This window comes from Marinobacter sp. W-8 (assembly GCF_044342215.1).
GTDB lineage: Bacteria > Pseudomonadota > Gammaproteobacteria > Pseudomonadales > Oleiphilaceae > Marinobacter > Marinobacter nauticus.
This window is the reverse complement of sequence record NZ_CP172297.1, coordinates 1193446-1212088: the sequence shown is the minus strand read 5'-3', so window position 1 is coordinate 1212088 and position 18643 is coordinate 1193446. Positions and strand designations below refer to the sequence as shown.

Genomic DNA, 18643 nt, shown 5'->3' with positions numbered 1-18643 from the left:
ATGGACTGGATCTCTCCACGCAGGCTGAAAAATCTCGGGATGCTGAACATGAACCGGCGCAATGTGGATTACATTGCCCGGTATAATGATCGCTCGTCCTACCCGCTGGTGGACAACAAGCTGAAAACCAAACTGGCGGTGAGCGAATACGGTGTAAAAACCCCCAAGCTGCTGCAGGTGGTTCGCCAGCAACACGAAATCTCCCATTTTCGGGAAATGGCGGAGGATCTGGCCGGTTTCGCCATCAAACCAGCAAAAGGCTCTGGCGGCAAGGGCATTACCGTGATTACCGGACGAGATGGCGACGACTTTATCAAGGCCTCCAGCGCCCGCATTTCCGTCGCGATGCTGGAGCGTCACCTCACCAACATTCTGGCTGGCCTGTATTCCCTTGCCGGTACCCCGGATGTTGCCATTGTTGAAAACCTGGTTCAGTCCTCCCCGGCACTCGCCAGGTACTCCTTCCAGGGCGTACCCGACATCCGGATCGTGGTGTTTCAGGGATATCCCGTCATGGCTATGCTCCGGCTGGCAACCACCGCGTCCGACGGTAAAGCCAACCTGCACCAGGGGGCTGTTGGCGTCGGGCTGGATATCGGCTCTGGCCAGAGCCTGAACGCAGTTCAGTTCAATCGGCCGATTACCCTGCACCCGGACACCGGACTGGCTCTGGAGAATATCCGGATTGAAGACTGGGAAAACATGCTGGAAATGGCAGCCCGATGCTATGAGGCCACCGGCCTGGGATATATGGGGGTAGACCTGGTGGTGGACGCCAACGAAGGCCCACTGCTGCTCGAACTGAACGCCCGACCCGGTCTGGCCATTCAGATGGCCAACGGCTGCGGCCTGCTGCCCAGGCTCAACGCGATCGAGAGCCTCAAGCGCCCACATTTCAGCCCCAGAGAGCGAGCGCTGTTTGCCATGGAAAGCTTTGCCCGGCGCTGACGATCAGTGTTTGGGCATAAAAAAACCGGAGCAGGTGTAGCTCCGGTTTTTTGTTCAGACCCGCTGATCAGGAGGTCAGCTCACCCCTTTGCAGGAGCAACTTCCTCTCATGGGTGAGGCCTTTCAACAAGCCCCAGGTCATCAGCAGAAGTATTGCCGTGAAGGGCAACCCGGCACTGATGGCCACGGCCTGGATCGCGCCCAGAGCGTCTTCGCCACCGCCGAAGATCAACGCCGCCGCAATGGCGCCTTCCATGACCACCCAGAACACACGCTGAGCCGTCGGGGCATCAGTTTTGCCGCCAGCGGTGATACTGTCGATCACCAGTGAGCCAGAATCCGACGAGGTTACGAAGAACACCAGCACCAGGATAATACCGACGAACGACACAATGCCGGTCCAGGGCAGCTGCTCAAACATCTGGAAGGTCGCCAGAGAAACCTCGGTCAGGCCTTTGTCTGCGAGCACACCAACGCCTTGTTGGATCTGTTCCAGTGCCGTGCCACCGAAACCACTCATCCATACGGTGGTGATCAAGGTCGGGATAATCAGAACCGCAGTGACAAACTCTCGTACTGTCCGGCCTTTTGAAACCCGCGCGATAAACATACCTACGAACGGTGACCAGGAAATCCACCAGGCCCAGTAGAATACAGTCCAGCCCTGGAACCACGCCTCGTCTTCACGACCAAACGGATTACTCAGCGGCACAAGGTTGGCCACGTAGGTGGAAGAGGTTACCCAGATGGTCTCCAGAATGGTCATGGTCGGGCCGGCGAAGATCACGAAAAACAGCAAGATGCCTGCCGTCGCCATGTTGATGTTACTGAGCACCTTCACGCCGCCGTCCAGGCCACGCAGCACGGAAATGAGCGCCAAGGCCGTAACGCCAACAATGATAGCCATCTGCACATTGGTGCCAGAACCTACCTGAAACAGGTAATCCAGGCCGGAGGCAGCCTGCTGGGCACCAAAGCCAAGTGACGTGGCCAGACCAAAGATGGTGGCCACAACCGCGAGGACATCAATGATGTGCCCCGGCCAGCCCCACACCTTGTCTTTCAGCAGTGGGAAAAACGCGGAACGGATGGTCAGTGGCATGTTCTTGTTGAACGCAAAGAACGCCAGAGACAGGGCCACGATGGCGTAGATTGCCCAGGGGTGCAGCCCCCAGTGATAAAGGGTCGCCCCCATTGCCAGATCACGCGCTTCGGGAGAGTTGGCAGCCACATTGAAGGGAGTTTCATACCAGCCTGTATAGTAGGCCACCGGCTCGGCCACGGCCCAGAACATCAGGCCGATCCCCATCCCGGCTGCGAACAGCATGGCAAACCAGGACATGGTTGAGAATTCGGGCGTTGCATTCTGTCCGCCCAGCCGGATCTTGCCTACCGGCATGAAGATCAGCGCAAGGCTGACAACCACAAAAAGGTTGGCGCTGAGCAGGAAGAACCAGTCAAAACTGGCAATAATGTCCCACTTGGCCCCATCAAGAGTCTCCTTCGCCGCGGCCGGAAACATCAGGGTTCCGATAACAAACAGAACCACAATGATGGCCGCTACCGGGAAAACCCAGTTATGAAGATCCAGGCCGAACGGATTGATATTATCCTGGCCTGCGACGTAATCCGTCTGATATTCGTCTTTCACTACCTCGCCCACGTTGGCGCCTCCTGGTCTGGTGTGATCACTGAATATGCTGAGTGAATGGATAACGCAATGAACAATCATTCATACGTTACAAGCCGGTCATTTTATTACTTTGAACTCAAAACATCAAAAGCAAGAAAAATGCCTTTTTTATCTACATCAGCATAGCCCAGATTTTGCAGAGGCAAAGATTGTTCCCTGAAACAGGTCTACTACCCGGACAGGTGACGTAGTTATACTGCAAGGTTTCGCCGACACCCGCCCGACAGCAATCAGAGGTATTCATGGAAAAAACCACCACCTTCCCTTTGCGCTATTCTGCTTATGTCCTCAGCATCGCCGGACTGCTGGTGTCGTTACCGGTAACGCTTTGGCTTGGAGCAGGCTATCTGTTTCCGGTGATTTTTGGTGCGCTCACAGCCCTCGGAACCTGGGATTTACTGCAGCGAAAGCATACTGTTAGCCGAAACTATCCCATCATGGCCAACTTCCGGTATCTGTTTGAGTCGATCGGCCCGGAGATCAGGCAGTACTTTATCCAGTCCGATACGGAGGAGCGGCCCTTCTCGCGGGAACAGCGCACTATTATCTACCAGCGGGCGAAGAACGTGCTCGACAAGCGACCATTCGGCTCACAGTTAGGCATGTACGACGAGGGCTTTGAATGGATGAACCACTCGCTCACCCCAACCCGACTCGACAGCAGTAACTTCCGGATTTTGATCGGCCGAAACTGCGACAAACCATACAGTGCCAGCGTGTTCAACATCTCTGCCATGAGCTTTGGCTCACTTTCCGCCAACGCCATTCTGAGCCTGAATACCGGCGCAAAAAAAGGAGGCTTCTACCACGACACAGGGGAAGGATCGATCTCCCGCTACCACCGGGAACCCGGCGGAGATCTGGTCTGGGAAATCGGTTCCGGCTATTTCGGTTGCCGGCATCCCGATGGCACGTTCAATGCCGAGATGTTTGAAAGGAACGCCACACTCGACCAGGTGAAAATGATAGAGGTCAAACTATCTCAGGGGGCAAAACCGGGCCACGGTGGTATTTTGCCTGGAGCAAAAGTGACCCCCGAAATCGCCGAAGCCCGAGGCGTTCAGGTTGGCGAAGATTGCATCTCCCCCGCCAGCCATTCCGCCTTCTCCACCCCCATTGAATTGCTGGAATTCCTGGAAGAGCTGCGAAGCCTCTCCGGAGGCAAACCGGTCGGCTTCAAACTGGCCATTGGCCACCCCTGGGAATGGTTTGCCATCGTTAAAGCCATGCTGAAGACTGGCAAAAAGCCCGATTTCATCGTGGTTGATGGCGGTGAAGGCGGCACCGGTGCGGCGCCACTGGAGTTCATCAATCGGCTTGGCATGCCCATGACCGAGGCCCTACTGCTGGTTCATAACACCCTGGTGGGTACCCACCTGCGTGAAGACATTGCCATTGGCGCCGCCGGCAAGATTACCTCCGCGTTCAACATTGCCCGTACACTCGCCCTGGGGGCAGACTGGTGCAATTCCGCGCGAGGCTACATGTTTTCCCTGGGTTGCATCCAGGCGCTGAACTGCCATACCGGGCGTTGCCCCAGCGGGGTGGCGACTCAGGATCCGCGTCGTGGCAATAAACTGGACGTGCCCTTGAAAAGCGAGCGGGTATTCAACTTCCACAAGAACACTCTAGATGCCCTGCAGAATCTGCTTGAGGCCTCGGGTCTCCGGCATCCCTCTGAGCTTGGCCCGGAGCACATCGTTCGCCGCATCTCCAAAACCGAAGTGCATAGCTATCTGGACCTGTTTCCGTTCCTCGAACCGGGAGCACTACTGGAAGGCAAAACCGGCCTTCGGGTGTTGGATAAGTACTGGGAAAGCACCCAACCGGATACCTTCGAGCCGCCGGAATTCATCCTGGCGCTGCGGGAGACCAAGTTACGTTGATTTCGAGAGAAATTCGCCAGCCCGGTGTTTATTTTTAGTTTGGGCTGGTGTAGACTTCGCTCCCGCTAAGCCACTGAGATAAACCTTGTTTCTCGGCGGTTTGCAGTTTACGGGGCGTAGCGCAGCTTGGTAGCGCACTTGCATGGGGTGCAAGGGGTCGTAGGTTCAAATCCTACCGTCCCGACCAGAATTCCCTACACAAAGCCCGGGCCGAAAGGTCCGGGCTTTGTCGTTCTATCAGGCAGCGACCGCCTGCCCACGCTTCTCCCAGGGGTATTCCCGAATCGGCAGGTGAATCAGTGCCGACAACGCCCCGACGCCCACACCGATCCACCACACCAGCGTGTAGTTATGGTAGAGGTCGTAGAGGGCCCCACCCAGCCAGACACCAAGAAAACCGCCAAGCTGGTGCGAAAAGAATACCAGGCCATAGAGCGTGCCCATGTACTTCAACCCGTAGATGTGGGCAACCAGGCCAGACGTCAGCGGTACCGTTGCCAACCACAACGAACCCATCGCCACCGAGAAGAGCACAACGCTTTCAGGAGTAATGGGCGCCATGATAAAGGCGGCAGAGACGATTGTCCGTAACAGGTAAATCGTCGCCAGAAGGTACTTGCGCGAGTATCGGTTACCCAACCAGCCGGCCATCAGTGTGCCACCGATATTGAACAGACCGATCAGAGCAATTGAGATGGCGCCGAGCCCGGACGCTGACGTTACCCCCAGCACGTAGATCAGGCTGTCTGGCGTAATTGGCCCACACATTTCGGTTATAAACGCCGGAAAATGCGCGGTGATGAAAGCCAGTTGGTACCCGCACGAGAAAAAGCCGATAAAAATGAACAGGAAGGAGGGGTCTTTCACCGCTCGCTTCAGCACCACCCCCATCGGCTCATCGGTCGATACCGAGGGCGCCGCCTTGGGTGCCCGCATAAACAGAAGGGCAAGCATCGACACCGTAATGAAACCGGCCAGCACCATGAACACGCTTTGCCAGGGCATCTGGCTCAGCAGCGCCTGCGCGACGGGCGGGCCAATGATCTGCCCTGCAGAACCGGCAGCGGTTGCAATGCCCAGCGCCATGGAGCGATGCTTTTCCGGGGCAGAGCGCCCTACGACAGCGAGAATGACCCCGAATCCGGTTCCGGCAATCCCGAACCCAACCAGCATTTCCAGAAGCTGGTGCTGGCCCGGGGTAATGGCGAATGCCGAGGCAACCAGCCCGACCACGTAACAGATACCGCCCACCAGGATAGCTTTGCGATCACCGTAGCGTTCAGCAAAGGCACCAAAGATGGGTTGCCCGATTCCCCAGAACAGGTTCTGAATGGCGATGGCCAGAGAAAACGACTCCCTTGGCCAGGCAAATTCCAGGGCAATCGGCAGTTGAAACAGACCAAACGAGGCCCGCACGGAAAAACCAACCAGAATAATAATACAGCCTGCGACAAGTACAGGGTTGATAAGTCGATCGTAGGTGCCGGAGGCCGTGCCAGACATGGTTACAGATTCCCGGAGCTGAACAGTCGGTGCGCCATAATAAGCGCGAAGCCAATGAGTATACCTGAAGCGGCGAAAGCCAGTGTAAAGCCGCTCAGTTCAAGTAGCAGGCCAAAGAACAGGGGCGCCAGAAAGTGCACCGCCCGGTTTGCCATCAAACGCATACCCAATGCCCCTGCGCGCCGCTCACGTTCCACAGACTCCGCCAGGATCACCATGGATAAAGGCTGGGTAAGGCCGGAACCGATACCGACCAGCATGGCCAGGGCAGCCATCAGCAGCAACTGCTCAGACGCCCCCAGAAAAGCCAGGCCAGTGGCAAGGGTACCGAGCGAGAGCAACACTGTCGGCACGCGGCCCCCGGCGAGCGCAATAATGCGCGCCATAAACGGCCGAACCAGCATGGAAACGCCGGCTCGAAGACTGACCAGAACTCCAATAATCAACGGGCTGATGGCCAGGCTCTCCAGATACACCGGCAGGTAGCTGCCGTAGACCCCGAGCGCGAACATCCCCAATACCGTGACCAGAATCGACAACTGCACCCCGCGGTTACTGCCGACAAGCTGCCATTGCGCCCGGAAGCCCGCCTGCTTTCGGGTAACGTGAATACGTTCCCTCGCCTGCCCGGTCAGGCGGAGTATTACAACGCCCGAGGCCAGCGCAAACAGAGCCATCACAAGGAACACGTACTGGGTACCAGAAGACTTCAGCACAACACCGGCCAACAGCGGGCCGATAACCTGCCCGCCCGACAGCCAGGTGGCATACCAGCCAAAGTACTGCTCCAGCCTCGGCCCGGTGCCCAGGTTGGAAATGATGGTTTGGGCGGCCAGAACCATCTGGAGGTGAGCCAGCCCCACCAGCAACTGACCAGTCACGAGGCCCGCATAGCCATACCACGCATGCATCGATAGCAAACCTGCCACCATAATGCCCGCCCCGGCCAGCAGCGTGGCCCTGCCACCAAACCGGCTCACGATGCCGCCCAGGGGAATAGCCAGGATCAGCGGCAGCAGATACTGGGCGCTTAACACCGCACCCAAAACAAGCGGAGACGCGCCAAGCTGAAGCCCATACACAGGCACCGCCACAATCAGCATTGAGTAGACGACAAAACACAGCGTCAGTGACAGACAGACCGCGAAGAAATTTTGCGAGGCCTCAGAGGCTCGCCCGGAAGGGTCGCGGTGGCTGGAATGGTTGCTTTGCAAGTGGATGCCCGATTCGAATGATGCAGCTAAAGCGGGCTATGGTAACGCGAATGGCTCGCAACAGAAATGCGAGGAAAGGAGAAGCCGGGGGAAGCGATCCCCCGGCCCAAGCCGGCTTTATTCAGCCGACGCAATCAGGCTGGCGTTACCGCCGGCCGCTGTGGTGTCGATACACAGATGCCGCTCAATCACGTAGCGCTGATCCAGCTTGTGTTCTGTGATCACCGGCAACAGCGCGCCCTCACGCTTGCACAGCGCCATGCGGTACTGCTTGAGCAGAGGCTTCTCGGCTACGCTCACCACCGCTTCAAAGCCGGTCAGGTGGCTCAGAGCGTCCGGATCAAGCATGCCATCGCTAGCCACAACCGGAAGGCCCGCCTTGATGGCATCGGCCAGTGCCTTCTCGGCGCCCGGTGCAATCACCACCACCTTGTTACCCTGCGACAGGGCGGTGCCGGCCTGCTCCAAGGCAGACTCGGCGTCTGGTCCAAGGCACAGTACCAGACCGCGACCATGGCAGGACAGATGGTTCTGCTCGCCAGTCGGCCCCGGCATTTCCTCGTACCCCTCGTCCAGAGGCGCCGGCACCTTGCCGAAGAAGGGAACCAGCAACGCCTGGCGGCCTTCTGCCTCCGGTACCTCCACTTTAGCGAGCTTATCGATCAGCTTCTGGGCCTTGTCAGCACTGAGCACCTTGTCGCTAGACTGGGCCGGCTTTTCAACCACCTCACCGCGCAGGAAGCGACGCACGTATTGCGGGCCACCGGCCTTCGGCCCGGTCCCAGACAGCCCCTCGCCACCGAATGGCTGGGAGCCGACGATGGCACCAATCTGGTTACGGTTCACGTAGGTGTTACCCACCTTGATACGACTGGCAATGTGCTCGATCCGGCGGTCAACGCGGCTATGAATACCGAAGGTCAGGCCGTAGCCCTTGGCGTTGACGGCATCAATCACCTTGTCGATGTCCTTGGCTTCAAACGTAGCCACGTGCAGAACCGGGCCGAAAATCTCCTCTTCCAGTTCTTCAATTCCGCTCACCTGAAGCACTGCCGGCGATACGAACAGGCCCTTCTCCGGTACGTTCAGTTTCTTGAGCAGCTTGCCCTGCTGCTCGAATTTCTGGCAATGGTCGGTAATCTTCTTGCGGGCATTTTCGTCGATCACCGGGCCCACATCGGTCGACAACTGCCACGGATCACCAATACCCAGTTCCTCCATGGCACCGTAGAGCATTTCCAGCAGATTATCGGCAATGTCCTTCTGCACATACAGCATACGAAGTGCAGAACAGCGCTGACCGGCACTCTGGAAGGAGGATGCCAGCACGTCACGCACCACCTGCTCCGGCAACGCGGTGGAATCCACAATCATGGCGTTCAGACCACCGGTTTCTGCCACCAGCGGTGCATCCGGCTCCATGTGTTCGGTCATGGCCTTGTTGATCCGCTGTGCGGTCGCGGTTGAACCCGTGAAACACACACCGGTCACCCGGGCATCTGAGGTCAGCCCGGAACCCACGGTGGCGCCGGTACCAGGCAATAGCTGGATTGCAGCCCGGGGGATGCCCGCCTGATGCATCAGCTCCACGGCCCGGAAGGCCAGCAGCGAGGTTTGCTCTGCCGGCTTGGCCACCACCGCGTTACCGGCCGCCAGGTTCGCCAGAATCTGGCCAGTAAAGATCGCCAGCGGGAAGTTCCAGGGCGAGATGCAGCACATCACACCACGGGCTTCGCCGTCATGCTTGTAACGGATGCCTTCGTTGGCATAGAACATGGCAAAATCCACGGCCTCGCGAATCTCGGCCACGGCATCCAGCAGGGATTTACCGGCTTCTCGGGTGGTTAGCGCAAACAGCTCGTGCACGTTCTCTTCGTACAGGTCGCCGACCCTGCGAATCATGGCCGCACGCTCTTCCGCCGGTACCGAAGACCACTGCTTGAAGCCCTCCTGAGCAGCGTCCAGAGCTGACGAAATATCCGCCTCTGAGGTATAGGTGATGTGACCGACCAGGTCGTCCGGGTTTGCAGGATTCCGCACCTCAACCACTTCGTCACTGACAGAATCCACGGCCAGTATCGGGCCACCTTTCCACTGATGGCTCTTGTAACGATTACGACCTTCATCAATCTCGGCCACCGTCACCGGATCCGTAATATCCCAGCCCTTGGAGTTTCGACGCTGCTCACCAAGGATTTTAGACGGATGCACAATCGCTTTGCTGGACAGGTTATGGCCAAGGCCCACCACCACATCAATAGGGTCTTTGGCGATTTCTTCCGGGGTGATGCTGGTATCCACAATCTGGTTAACAAAGGAACTGTTGGCACCGTTCTCCAGCAACCGGCGAACCAGGTAAGCCAGCAGGTCTTTGTGGGCACCCACCGGCGCGTAGATCCGGCAGGGCACACCACTGTCCTCCAGAACCTGATCGTGCAGGGATTCCCCCATACCATGCAGGCGCTGGAACTCGAATTTATCCCGACTCAGATCCTTGGCCAGTTCCAGTACCGCTGACACCGAATGGGCGTTGTGGGTGGCGAACTGCGGGTAGATACGGTCGGTCATGCCCAGAAGCTTGCGAGCACCAGCCAGGTAAGCGACGTCGCTGCAGGCCTTGCGGGTGAAGACCGGAAAGTCTGACAGGCCCATCACCTGGGCACGCTTGATCTCGGCATCCCAGTAAGCACCTTTAACCAGCCGCACCATGATGCGACGATCCAGCTTTTCAGACAGCGCATAGAGCCAGTCCAGGGTCTGTGAGGCGCGCTTGCCGAAAGCCTGAACCACGACACCAAAGCCTTGCCAGTCTTTCAACTCCGGGTCGGACAGGATGGCTTCGATCACATCCAGGGAAAGATCCAGACGATCCTGCTCCTCGGCATCAATATTGAAGCCCATGTTGGCCGCCGCCGCCTTCCTGGCGAGCTTGAGTGCCCGTGGCATGAGCTCACTCATCACCCGCTCTTTGTGCCCGTACTCATAGCGCGCCAGCAGCGCCGAAAGCTTCACCGAGATCCCCGGATTCGTTCTTACATCGCCTTCGCAGCGCTTGCTGATGCTGTCAATAGCGTCTGAGTAGGCCTGGTAATAACGCTGGGCATCGGCATCGGTGCGGGCGGCTTCGCCCAGCATGTCGTAGGAATAGGTATAGCCCCGCTCTTCCTGGGCCTTGCCGCGGTCCTGCGCCTCTTCAATGGTGCGGCCCAGTACAAACTGGCGCCCCATTTCCTTCATGGCCTGGCCCGCCACGGTGCGCACAACCGGTTCGCCCAGGCGCTTGACCAGCTTGCGCAAGGTATCCCCCACGCTCTGGCGCTCGGAATCCTTCAGCAGGTTGCTGGTCATCAGCAGGGCCAGGGTGGCCGAGTTGATCATTCCGGACTTGGCCTTGCCCACATGGGCGCCCCAGTTACCCGAGGTGATCTTGTCTTCAATCAGATCCTGGATGGTGAGATTGTCGGGTACCCGCAGCAGAGCCTCCGCCAGACACATCAGGGCCACACCTTCTTTGGTGGTCAGCCCGTATTCGGCCAGAAACTTTTCCATGATGGTCGGGCGGGCGCTGTTGCGCACATCCCGCACCAGCTCTGCTGCCCGGGCCGAAATGGCCTTGCGGGTTTCATCCGACAACTGGGCCTCAGCAATCAGCCGGTGGATCACTTCGTGTTCATCTGCCAGGTAGTTTGCTCGGATCGCCTGGCGAATGTCGTTGAGCTCCGGTGCCACGGATTGCTGAAGACTCATGGTGTACCCTCCTGATTGTTTGAATACTGACCGCATTTTAGCGAAGCAGGTACATGCAATTAGCCTGTTCAGCTGAAAAATAGATTATTATTTTCCTTTTTTAATATCCGAAAAATTATCTATAAGCCTGCACTTTCGCTAATATTAGACGTTTCGGCCTTTTAAAAAGATTCCATCCACTATCTCAAAGGATAGCAGCCATGGCAGATCTCGACAGAATCGATCTTTCCATCATCCGGGAACTGCAGAAGAACGGCCGCATTACCGTGACCGACCTGGCCTCCCGGGTAGGTTTATCAAAGACTCCCTGTCAGGTACGTATGAAACGGCTCGAAGATCAGGGGTACATTACCGGCTACAGTGCCATGGTGAACCAGACCAAGCTGGGGCTCTCTCATATTGCGTTCGCCCAGGTCACCCTGAATGACACCAGCAGCAAGGCACTGGCGGCCTTCAATGAGGCCGTCCGGCAAATCTCGGCGGTGGAGCAGTGCCATATGATGGCGGCGAATTTCGACTATCTTCTGAAAATACGTACACGCAACATGGCCGAATACCGGCAGGTTCTGGGAGAACAGATCTCCAGCCTGCCCCACGTACTGCAGACCAGCACCTTTGTAGTGATGGAAAACGTTAAAGACCGAGGACAGTAAGATGCGGATCGTTGTTGCCCCCGACTCTTTCAAGGAATGCCTCTCAGCGCAGCAGGTTGCCTCTGCCATCGCCCGTGGTTGGCGCAACGCTGCCCCGGAGGATGCGATTGTAGAAATCCCCCTCGCCGATGGGGGTGAAGGAACCACAATGGCCCTGACAGAGGCTCTGGGCGGGCAACTGCATACGGTGGCCGTCACGGGCCCGCTGGGTGAGCATATCGAGGCCCGCTTTGGCCTGGCCAATAACAACGAAACCGCCGTGATCGAGGTAGCTGAAGCCAGTGGCTTGCATTGTGTACCCGCCGGGGCCCGTGATGCGCTCCGGGCAACCAGCCGTGGTACCGGAGAGTTGATTCTGGCAGCCCTGAAACACCGGCCGAAAACATTGATCATGGGCCTGGGAGGAAGCGCCACAACGGATGGCGGCGCGGGCATACTGCAGGCTCTGGGGGCGCGCCTGCTGGATAACCAGAGCGAGGAAATCGGGCCCGGCGGTGCAGGCCTGGCACGACTGGCCACGGCGGACCTTGAACCTGCCATTCGCAGACTCAACGGCATCCAGTTGATTGTGGCCTGTGATGTTACCAATGCGTTGCTGGGCCCGGAGGGAGCGGCAGCGGTTTTCGGGCCGCAGAAAGGCGCCAATGAAGACGACGTTCGTCAGCTGGACGCCAATCTTGCGCATTTTTCCCGTCTGGTTAAGGCGCAGGGCCTGGACATTGCCAGCTTTCCCGGCAGTGGCGCGGCCGGGGGTATCGGTGGCACGGTCAAGGGTATTCTGGGCGCCCGACTCCAACCGGGAATAGAGCTGGTGATGGAGGCCGTCAAACTGGAGCAGCATATCCGCAACGCGGATCTGGTGATCACCGCGGAAGGTGCCATCGATGCTCAAAGCGCCTTTGGAAAAACGCCGGCCGGCGTGTCCAGACTGGCACATGCCTGCGGTGTACCAGTGATTGGCCTGTGTGGAAAATTAGGGGCTGAACTGGCTCCGCTCCATAGCGTTGGGTTAACAGCGGCTTTCTCGATCACCCCCGCGCCCATCACCCTGACGGAAGCCTATGGCCGGGCAGAAGCGAACCTCGAGAAGTCTTCAGAACAGCTGGCGCGCCTGGCGCACAGTTTATCACGCAGGTGAAGCGGTTTTCCGTAATCCGGTGAGTTCTACCCGGCCGCGGGCCAAACGAACCTGGCCCCGGCGTTCAAGCTCTTTAAGCAGTCGGCTGACCACTTCCCTGGCCGTTCCCAGCTCCACGGCCAGCTCCTGATGGGTAATATTCAGTACACTCTGACCAGCAGCCGCACGGACCTGAAGCCACTCCTCCAGACGCTCATCCATGCGGTGAAACGCTACTTCTTCAACCAACAACATCAGATCGTCAAGACGACGGCCATAGGACTCCATAATCCCCAGCCGGAACTCTGCCGACTGATCCATCAGCCGATCGAATAATCCGCGCGGGATAATGGCGGCTTCTGCCTCATCTTCAACGATGGCTTCAGCCCGGTAGCCACGCCCCGTCATCAGACAGCCAATGGACAACGTGCAGATATCGTCAGCGCCCATACGGTAGAGCACGATGCTGTGGCCAGATGCTCCGGTCATCTGCACCTTGATACTGCCATCCAGCACCAGGGGAAGCCCCCGGCAATGTTCTCCGGCACTGAACAGCACCTGCCCGGGAGGGAAACGCATGGCCTGGAGACCCTCCAGGGCATCTTTGCGCAGGGAGTCGTGTAGTGTGTCGAGAATACTGTGCCTGGCCATTCCGCATTGCCTTGTATCGAAAGTCGTCTGCCTGTGTGACTTTATCACTGAACCCGGCCAATAACAGGCCTATAGTCAAACCATCATCCGACATCACACAGGAGAGACCAAGATGACGGTAAACATGGGTTCCGCTGATCGTATTATTCGTGCCATCGTGGGTGTTGTCCTGCTGGCCCTAGTCTTTGTTGGCCCTCAGACACCCTGGGGCTGGATTGGCATTGTACCGCTGGCCACAGCACTGGTGGGTAACTGCCCTGCCTATTCCCTGCTCGGCATCAAGACCTGCAAAACAAGATAGGCCTGCAAGCTCCAGAAACACAAAGGCCAGAGCAGCTCGCGCCACTCTGGCCTTTTGTCGTTCTTCAATGCAGACAGGCTTACGGCTGCCTCAACGCACCGGCGTGTTCAGCACATCCAGCACTTCCTCAAGCTCGGTGATCATCTGACGGATCAACTGCCTGTACTGTGAGGTATCATCCTTCACTTCGCTGCTGCTGAGCTTCTGTTTGGCACCACCAATGGTGTAGCCCTGATCGTACAGCAGGCTGCGGATCTGGCGGATGGTGATCACATCCGCGCGCTGATAGTAACGGCGATTGCCCCGGCGCTTGACCGGCGACAGCTGCGGGAATTCCTGCTCCCAATAGCGCAACACATGCGCCTTGACCGCACACAGCTCGGCTACTTCACCAATGGTGAAATAACGCTTGCCCGGAATAACCGGGAGCTCATTGTTATGACTGGGTTCCAGCATACGCTTCTACTTTCTGCTTCAGTTTCTGACCTGGTCGAAACGTAACTACGCGCCGTGCACTGATGGGAATTTCCTCACCCGTTTTCGGGTTCCGTCCCGGTCGCTGCTTCTTGTCCCTGAGATCGAAGTTGCCGAAACCCGACAACTTCACCTGCTCGTTGTGGCTGAGTGCGCCTCTGATTTCGTCGAAGAAAGCTTCCACCATTTCCTTGGCTTCCCGCTTGTTAAGCCCCAACTCCTCGTACAAGCGCTCTGCCATGTCCGCTTTCGTCAAAGCCGCCATCTGTCAACTCCTCAGTGTTGCCCCCAACTCTTCTTTCAGGGCATCGATAACCCCATTGAAGAGCGAATGCACTTCGTCCTCGTTAAGCGTGCGTTCAGGATGCTGCCAGAACAGGCTCAAAGCCAGGCTTCGGTTACCCTCACCCAGGCTTTCACCTTCATAGACATCAAACACACGCAACGCCGTGAGGTGCTCGCCAGCATGTTTACGGGCCACATGTTCTACCTGGGCGAACGCCACATCGCTCCCGATAATGATAGCCAAATCCCGGCGAACTTCCGGGAATTTTGAAATATCTTTGAAATTAGGCACATAACCGGCAACGATCGAATTCAAGAATAGCTCAAACATCAGGATCGTGCCATTAAGTTCAAGATTTTTCTGAACTTGTGGATGCAGTGCACCCAGCCAGCCCACATGCTCGCCATCCCTCAACAGTTCCGCCGTCTGGCCCGGATGCAGCGCAGGGTGCTGGCTGGCAATAAAATCAACCTCGATGCCAAGCAGTCGGAACAGGCTTTCCAATTCCCCTTTTACATCAAAGAAATCCGTGGTTCTGCGACCGTTTACCCAGTTTTCGGGATTCTGGTTACCAACCACCACCCCTGCCAGCATCGGCTGCTGACTGATGCCATCGGCATCCTGAACGAATCGCAAACCGGTCTCAAACAGGCGAATACGGGGCTGCTGCCGGTTCTGGTTGTAGCCCACGGTTTTAAGCAGGCCGCTCCACAGCGTCGTGCGCATCACCGAAAGATCCGACGAGATGGGATTGGCCAACGCAATCCCCTCACGTTCCGGATCCACCAGCTGTTGAACCTTGGGATCAACAAAGCTGTAGGTCACCGCTTCCTGGTAGCCATGGGCGACGAAAAAGTTACGCACAGCAGACAGCGGCCGAACCGCTTCTTCCCGGGCCCGCAGCCCAAGCGAGCCGGTTGGCTCGGTGACCGGCAGATTGTTATAACCAAAAATGCGACCGACCTCTTCGATCAGGTCTTCTTCGATGGAAATATCCGGCCGGAAGCTGGGCACACTGATACGCCAGCCGTCTTTCAACAGCTTGTCGATGTGCAGGCCAAGCCGGCTGAGAATCTCTTCAACGGTAGTGCGGTCAATTCTAAGCCCCAACACATCCGCCAGGCGCTGCTCACGCAGATCAATCACCCGCGCCTTTGGCAGGTGTTCCTTGCTGGCCACTTCGACAATTTCGCCGGGCTCACCCCCGACAATAGCCATCAGCAGACCGGTTGCCCGCTCCATGGCATCCCGTGCCAGCTCATAATCCACGCCCCGCTCAAAACGGTGGGAGGCATCTGTATGCAGGCCATATTGACGAGCCTTGCCGGCCAGCGTGATCGGGTCAAAATAGGCGGATTCAAGCACCAGATCCCGGGTTTTCTCACTCACCCCGGAATGCTCGCCCCCCATCACACCGGCAATGGCCACTGGCTTCTCGTGGTCGGCAATCACCAGCGTTTCCGGAGTAAGCTCGACCTCCTGACCGTCCAGCAATACCAGTTTTTCGCCCGAGCCAGCCATGCGCACAACAATCCCACCTTTGATCTCATCCCGGTCAAAGGCATGCATGGGCTGGCCCAGTTCCAGCATGACGTAGTTGGTGACATCCACCGCCGCATCAATGGAACGGATACCGGAACGACGCAGCTTCTCCTGCATCCAGAGCGGCGTTTCTGCCTGCAGATTGACGTTTCTCAGAACACGCCCCAGATAACGGGGGCAACCCTCAGGGGCTTCCACCCGGATATCAGGCACTTCCGAGTGCACCGCTTCCACGTGCGGAATGGAAGGCGCATTGGTGACCAGGCTGTTCAACACGCCCACTTCCCGGGCCAGGCCCTTGATGGACAGACAGTCGCTGCGATTCGGGGTCAGATCCACATCAATGGTGATGTCATTCAGCTTCAGATAGTCAACCACCGGCTGCCCAACCTCGGCATCCTCCGGGAGCTCCATCAGGCCGTCATGGTTATCGGACAAGCCCAGCTCGGATTCCGAACACAGCATACCCTCGGAGGGCTGCCCCCGGAGCTTGGCTTTCTTGATCTTGAAATTGCCGGGCAGCACAGCGCCCACCTCGGCAAAAGGCACCTTCAGCCCGTCGCGAACATTGGGGGCACCACAGACCACCTGCACGGTCTGCTCGCCATTGCTCACCTGACACACCCGCAGCTTGTCGGCATCCGGATGGGGCGCAACGGAAACGACCTCACCCACAACCACGCCGGAAAATTCGCCAGCCACGGCCTCAAAGCCGTCGACTTCTAGCCCCGCCATGGTGATCTGGTCCATCAATTCCTGAGAGCCAATGTTCGGGTTTACCCACTCGCGCAGCCACTGTTCACTGAATTTCATTATCCTGGTCCTGTCCTGATTCGGTTGATTCTGAGCCTGTTACGCCAATTCCTGGTGTCGTATCAACGGAACTGACGAAGGAAACGCAGGTCGTTTTCGAAGAACATACGCAGGTCTTTTACTCCATAACGAAGCATGGCCAGGCGCTCAACACCCAGACCAAAAGCAAACCCGCGATATTCCTCGGAATCAATACCGCAATATTCGAACACTTTCGGATGCACCATGCCGCAGCCCATCACTTCCAGCCACTTGATGCTGCCATCCGGCTCACGTCCCCATTCAATATCCACTTCCGCCGATGGTTCGGTGAACGGGAAGTAGGAGGGACGGAAGCGAACTTTCAGATCCCGCTCAAAGAAAACCCTGAGGAATTCCTCCACGGTGCTTTTCAGGTCCGCGAAGCTGACATTCTTCTCCACCAGCAGACCTTCCACCTGATGGAACATAGGGGTGTGAGTCATATCGGAATCACAGCGATAGACCCGTCCGGGGCAGATCATGCGGAACGGCGGCTTGCCTGCCTCCATGGTCCGAATCTGTACCGGTGAGGTGTGGGTACGGAGCAAGGTACCCGGATTGAAATAGAAAGTATCGTGCATGGCACGGGCCGGGTGGTGCCCGGGAATATTCAGAGCTTCGAAGTTGTGGTAATCGTCTTCGATTTCAGGCCCTTGCTCTACGCTATAACCGGCACGGGCAAAGATTTCCTCAATGCGCTGCAGGGTGCGGGTTACCGGATGCAAACCACCCAGGTCCTGCCCCCGCCCCGGAAGTGTTACGTCAATGGATTCCGCCGCAAGCCTGGCTTCAATGGCCGCTTTCTCAAGATCTGCCCGCCGTGCGTTGATGACTTGCTCCACCTGCCCCTTGGCTTCATTGATCTTCTGGCCGGCCGCCGGGCGCTCCTCCGCAGAGAGCTTGCCCAGAGTTTTTGCCTGCTGGGTAATCACACCCTTTTTGCCGAGGTATTCCACACGAATTTGATCAAGCGCCTGCAGGTTGTCGGCCTTTTCTACGGCATTCAACCCGTCCTGAACCAGTTGCTCCAGGTTTTCCATTGACCCTGCTCCAAACCAGAAATGGGGTAGGTTAAAACAAAAATAGGGGAAGAGCGTGCCCTTCCCCTATCAGAAGGCGCCGTCATGAAACATGGGGCGCCCGGATCGATCAGCAATCGATGAAAGAGCTTAAGCGATCACAGGGACGCTTTGGCCTTCTCAACAACAGCGGCAAACGCCTGCTGTTCGTTCATGGCCAGATCGGCCAGAACCTTACGATCGATTTCAACATTCGCCTTCTTCAGACCAGCGATCAGACGGCTGTAAGACAGACCGTTTGCACGGGCGCCAGCGTTGATACGGGCAATCCACAGAGCGCGGAATGCACGCTTACGGTTGCGACGGTCACGGTAGGCATACTGACCAGCCTTGATAACCGCTTGCTTGGCAACGCGGTAAACACGGCTACGGGCACCGTAGTAACCTTTGGCCTGATTGAGAATCTTCTTGTGACGACGACGTGCTACCACGCCACGCTTTACACGAGCCATACTTTAATCCTTCTACCTTTACTTTCTAAGGAATGATTCGCGCGGCTGAATCAGCACGCGGTCATGCGCTTGATAGACGCTACGTCCGACTTGGCGATGAGCTTGGTACCGCGCAGCTGACGCTTACGCTTCGGGCTCTTCTTGGTCAGGATGTGGCTGGTGAAGGACTGCTTGTGCTTGAAGCCAGTGGCGGTCTTCTTGAACCGCTTGGTAGCTCCGCTCTTGGTTTTCATCTTCGGCATTTTTAAAACTCCGCATTCTAT

Annotated in this window: 16 protein-coding genes and 1 tRNA gene; 6 read left to right on the top strand and 11 right to left on the bottom strand. The window is 57.4% G+C overall.

Annotated elements, in window-relative coordinates; translation table 11 throughout:
* Window positions 1-948 carry an alpha-L-glutamate ligase-like protein gene (locus tag ACF8YQ_RS05540; RefSeq protein ID WP_396622827.1) on the top strand — a complete coding sequence of 316 codons (948 nt, stop codon included), beginning with the start codon at window positions 1-3 and terminating at the stop codon, window positions 946-948.
* A gap of 67 nt (window positions 949-1015) precedes the next feature.
* Here ACF8YQ_RS05540 and ACF8YQ_RS05535 read toward each other — a convergent pair whose 3' ends face one another.
* A complete protein-coding gene (locus ACF8YQ_RS05535; RefSeq protein ID WP_396622826.1) occupies window positions 1016-2611 on the bottom strand; it encodes a BCCT family transporter in 1596 nt (531 codons plus the stop codon).
* A 272-nt stretch (window positions 2612-2883) separates the two neighbouring features.
* Between ACF8YQ_RS05535 and ACF8YQ_RS05530 the strand changes: the two genes are divergently transcribed.
* Both ACF8YQ_RS05530 and ACF8YQ_RS05525 read left to right on the top strand, forming a co-directional pair.
* Window positions 2884-4527, top strand: coding sequence for an FMN-binding glutamate synthase family protein (locus ACF8YQ_RS05530; RefSeq protein ID WP_396622825.1), 1644 nt, complete (start codon window positions 2884-2886; stop codon window positions 4525-4527).
* 110 nt (window positions 4528-4637) lie between these two features.
* Window positions 4638-4714, top strand: a tRNA-Pro gene (locus ACF8YQ_RS05525).
* Window positions 4715-4764: 50 nt separating this feature from the next.
* On the opposite strand, the gene ACF8YQ_RS05520 is transcribed toward ACF8YQ_RS05525, so the two are convergent.
* From ACF8YQ_RS05520 to putA, 3 genes are all read right to left on the bottom strand, one after another.
* Window positions 4765-6030: an MFS transporter gene (locus ACF8YQ_RS05520; protein ID WP_011785521.1), complete on the bottom strand. Its 1266-nt coding sequence runs from the start codon at window positions 6028-6030 to the stop codon at window positions 4765-4767.
* Window positions 6031-6032: 2 nt separating this feature from the next.
* Window positions 6033-7244 carry an MFS transporter gene (locus tag ACF8YQ_RS05515; protein ID WP_396622824.1) on the bottom strand — a complete coding sequence of 404 codons (1212 nt, stop codon included), beginning with the start codon at window positions 7242-7244 and terminating at the stop codon, window positions 6033-6035.
* A 117-nt stretch (window positions 7245-7361) separates the two neighbouring features.
* The gene (gene putA, locus ACF8YQ_RS05510; protein ID WP_396622823.1) at window positions 7362-10991 is read right to left on the bottom strand and encodes a bifunctional proline dehydrogenase/L-glutamate gamma-semialdehyde dehydrogenase PutA; all 3630 of its coding nucleotides are present in this window, start codon (window positions 10989-10991) and stop codon (window positions 7362-7364) included.
* A 200-nt stretch (window positions 10992-11191) separates the two neighbouring features.
* On the opposite strand from putA, the gene ACF8YQ_RS05505 reads away from it, so the two are divergent.
* Complete coding sequence (locus ACF8YQ_RS05505; protein ID WP_396622822.1) at window positions 11192-11644, top strand: winged helix-turn-helix transcriptional regulator; 453 nt, start codon at window positions 11192-11194, stop codon at window positions 11642-11644.
* Between the two features lies 1 nt (window position 11645).
* Window positions 11646-12782 carry a glycerate kinase gene (locus ACF8YQ_RS05500; protein ID WP_396622821.1) on the top strand — a complete coding sequence of 379 codons (1137 nt, stop codon included), beginning with the start codon at window positions 11646-11648 and terminating at the stop codon, window positions 12780-12782.
* On the opposite strand, the gene ACF8YQ_RS05495 is transcribed toward ACF8YQ_RS05500, so the two are convergent.
* Entirely contained in the window at window positions 12771-13412 is a 642-nt protein-coding gene (locus ACF8YQ_RS05495; protein WP_224849247.1) for a Crp/Fnr family transcriptional regulator, read from the bottom strand. The two genes, ACF8YQ_RS05500 and ACF8YQ_RS05495, sit on opposite strands and share 12 nt — an antisense overlap.
* Window positions 13413-13524: 112 nt before the next feature.
* Between ACF8YQ_RS05495 and ACF8YQ_RS05490 the strand changes: the two genes are divergently transcribed.
* Window positions 13525-13713: a DUF2892 domain-containing protein gene (locus tag ACF8YQ_RS05490; RefSeq protein WP_396622820.1), complete on the top strand. Its 189-nt coding sequence runs from the start codon at window positions 13525-13527 to the stop codon at window positions 13711-13713.
* 90 nt (window positions 13714-13803) lie between these two features.
* On the opposite strand, the gene ACF8YQ_RS05485 is transcribed toward ACF8YQ_RS05490, so the two are convergent.
* The 6 genes from ACF8YQ_RS05485 to rpmI form a co-directional block, all read right to left on the bottom strand.
* The gene (locus ACF8YQ_RS05485) at window positions 13804-14169 is read right to left on the bottom strand and encodes a MerR family transcriptional regulator (protein ID WP_396622819.1); all 366 of its coding nucleotides are present in this window, start codon (window positions 14167-14169) and stop codon (window positions 13804-13806) included.
* Window positions 14150-14452, bottom strand: a complete 303-nt coding sequence (gene ihfA, locus ACF8YQ_RS05480) for an integration host factor subunit alpha (RefSeq protein WP_011785529.1) — start codon at window positions 14450-14452, stop codon at window positions 14150-14152. Before ihfA ends, ACF8YQ_RS05485 begins: the two co-directional genes overlap by 20 nt.
* A gap of 3 nt (window positions 14453-14455) precedes the next feature.
* Window positions 14456-16828, bottom strand: a complete 2373-nt coding sequence (pheT, locus tag ACF8YQ_RS05475; RefSeq protein WP_396622818.1) for a phenylalanine--tRNA ligase subunit beta — start codon at window positions 16826-16828, stop codon at window positions 14456-14458.
* A gap of 62 nt (window positions 16829-16890) precedes the next feature.
* The gene (gene pheS, locus ACF8YQ_RS05470) at window positions 16891-17889 is read right to left on the bottom strand and encodes a phenylalanine--tRNA ligase subunit alpha (RefSeq protein ID WP_396622817.1); all 999 of its coding nucleotides are present in this window, start codon (window positions 17887-17889) and stop codon (window positions 16891-16893) included.
* A 137-nt stretch (window positions 17890-18026) separates the two neighbouring features.
* Window positions 18027-18380: a 50S ribosomal protein L20 gene (rplT, locus tag ACF8YQ_RS05465; RefSeq protein WP_011785532.1), complete on the bottom strand. Its 354-nt coding sequence runs from the start codon at window positions 18378-18380 to the stop codon at window positions 18027-18029.
* Window positions 18381-18430: 50 nt separating this feature from the next.
* A complete protein-coding gene (gene rpmI, locus ACF8YQ_RS05460) occupies window positions 18431-18622 on the bottom strand; it encodes a 50S ribosomal protein L35 (protein WP_007151842.1) in 192 nt (63 codons plus the stop codon).
* Window positions 18623-18643: the final 21 nt, after the last annotated feature.

What these genes read in the sequence shown, in the direction of transcription:
- ACF8YQ_RS05520 (WP_011785521.1), bottom strand. Translation starts at nt 6,030, where the DNA reads ATGTCTGGCACGGCCTCCGGCACCTACGATCGACTTATCAACCCTGTA.
- ACF8YQ_RS05495 (WP_224849247.1), bottom strand. Translation starts at nt 13,412, where the DNA reads ATGGCCAGGCACAGTATTCTCGACACACTACACGACTCCCTGCGCAAA.
- putA (WP_396622823.1), bottom strand. Translation starts at nt 10,991, where the DNA reads ATGAGTCTTCAGCAATCCGTGGCACCGGAGCTCAACGACATTCGCCAG.
- ACF8YQ_RS05505 (WP_396622822.1), top strand. Translation starts at nt 11,192, where the DNA reads ATGGCAGATCTCGACAGAATCGATCTTTCCATCATCCGGGAACTGCAG.
- ACF8YQ_RS05530 (WP_396622825.1), top strand. Translation starts at nt 2,884, where the DNA reads ATGGAAAAAACCACCACCTTCCCTTTGCGCTATTCTGCTTATGTCCTC.
- ACF8YQ_RS05485 (WP_396622819.1), bottom strand. Translation starts at nt 14,169, where the DNA reads ATGCTGGAACCCAGTCATAACAATGAGCTCCCGGTTATTCCGGGCAAG.
- rpmI (WP_007151842.1), bottom strand. Translation starts at nt 18,622, where the DNA reads ATGCCGAAGATGAAAACCAAGAGCGGAGCTACCAAGCGGTTCAAGAAG.
- pheT (WP_396622818.1), bottom strand. Translation starts at nt 16,828, where the DNA reads ATGAAATTCAGTGAACAGTGGCTGCGCGAGTGGGTAAACCCGAACATT.
- pheS (WP_396622817.1), bottom strand. Translation starts at nt 17,889, where the DNA reads ATGGAAAACCTGGAGCAACTGGTTCAGGACGGGTTGAATGCCGTAGAA.
- ACF8YQ_RS05490 (WP_396622820.1), top strand. Translation starts at nt 13,525, where the DNA reads ATGACGGTAAACATGGGTTCCGCTGATCGTATTATTCGTGCCATCGTG.
- ACF8YQ_RS05540 (WP_396622827.1), top strand. Translation starts at nt 1, where the DNA reads ATGGACTGGATCTCTCCACGCAGGCTGAAAAATCTCGGGATGCTGAAC.
- ihfA (WP_011785529.1), bottom strand. Translation starts at nt 14,452, where the DNA reads ATGGCGGCTTTGACGAAAGCGGACATGGCAGAGCGCTTGTACGAGGAG.
- rplT (WP_011785532.1), bottom strand. Translation starts at nt 18,380, where the DNA reads ATGGCTCGTGTAAAGCGTGGCGTGGTAGCACGTCGTCGTCACAAGAAG.
- ACF8YQ_RS05500 (WP_396622821.1), top strand. Translation starts at nt 11,646, where the DNA reads ATGCGGATCGTTGTTGCCCCCGACTCTTTCAAGGAATGCCTCTCAGCG.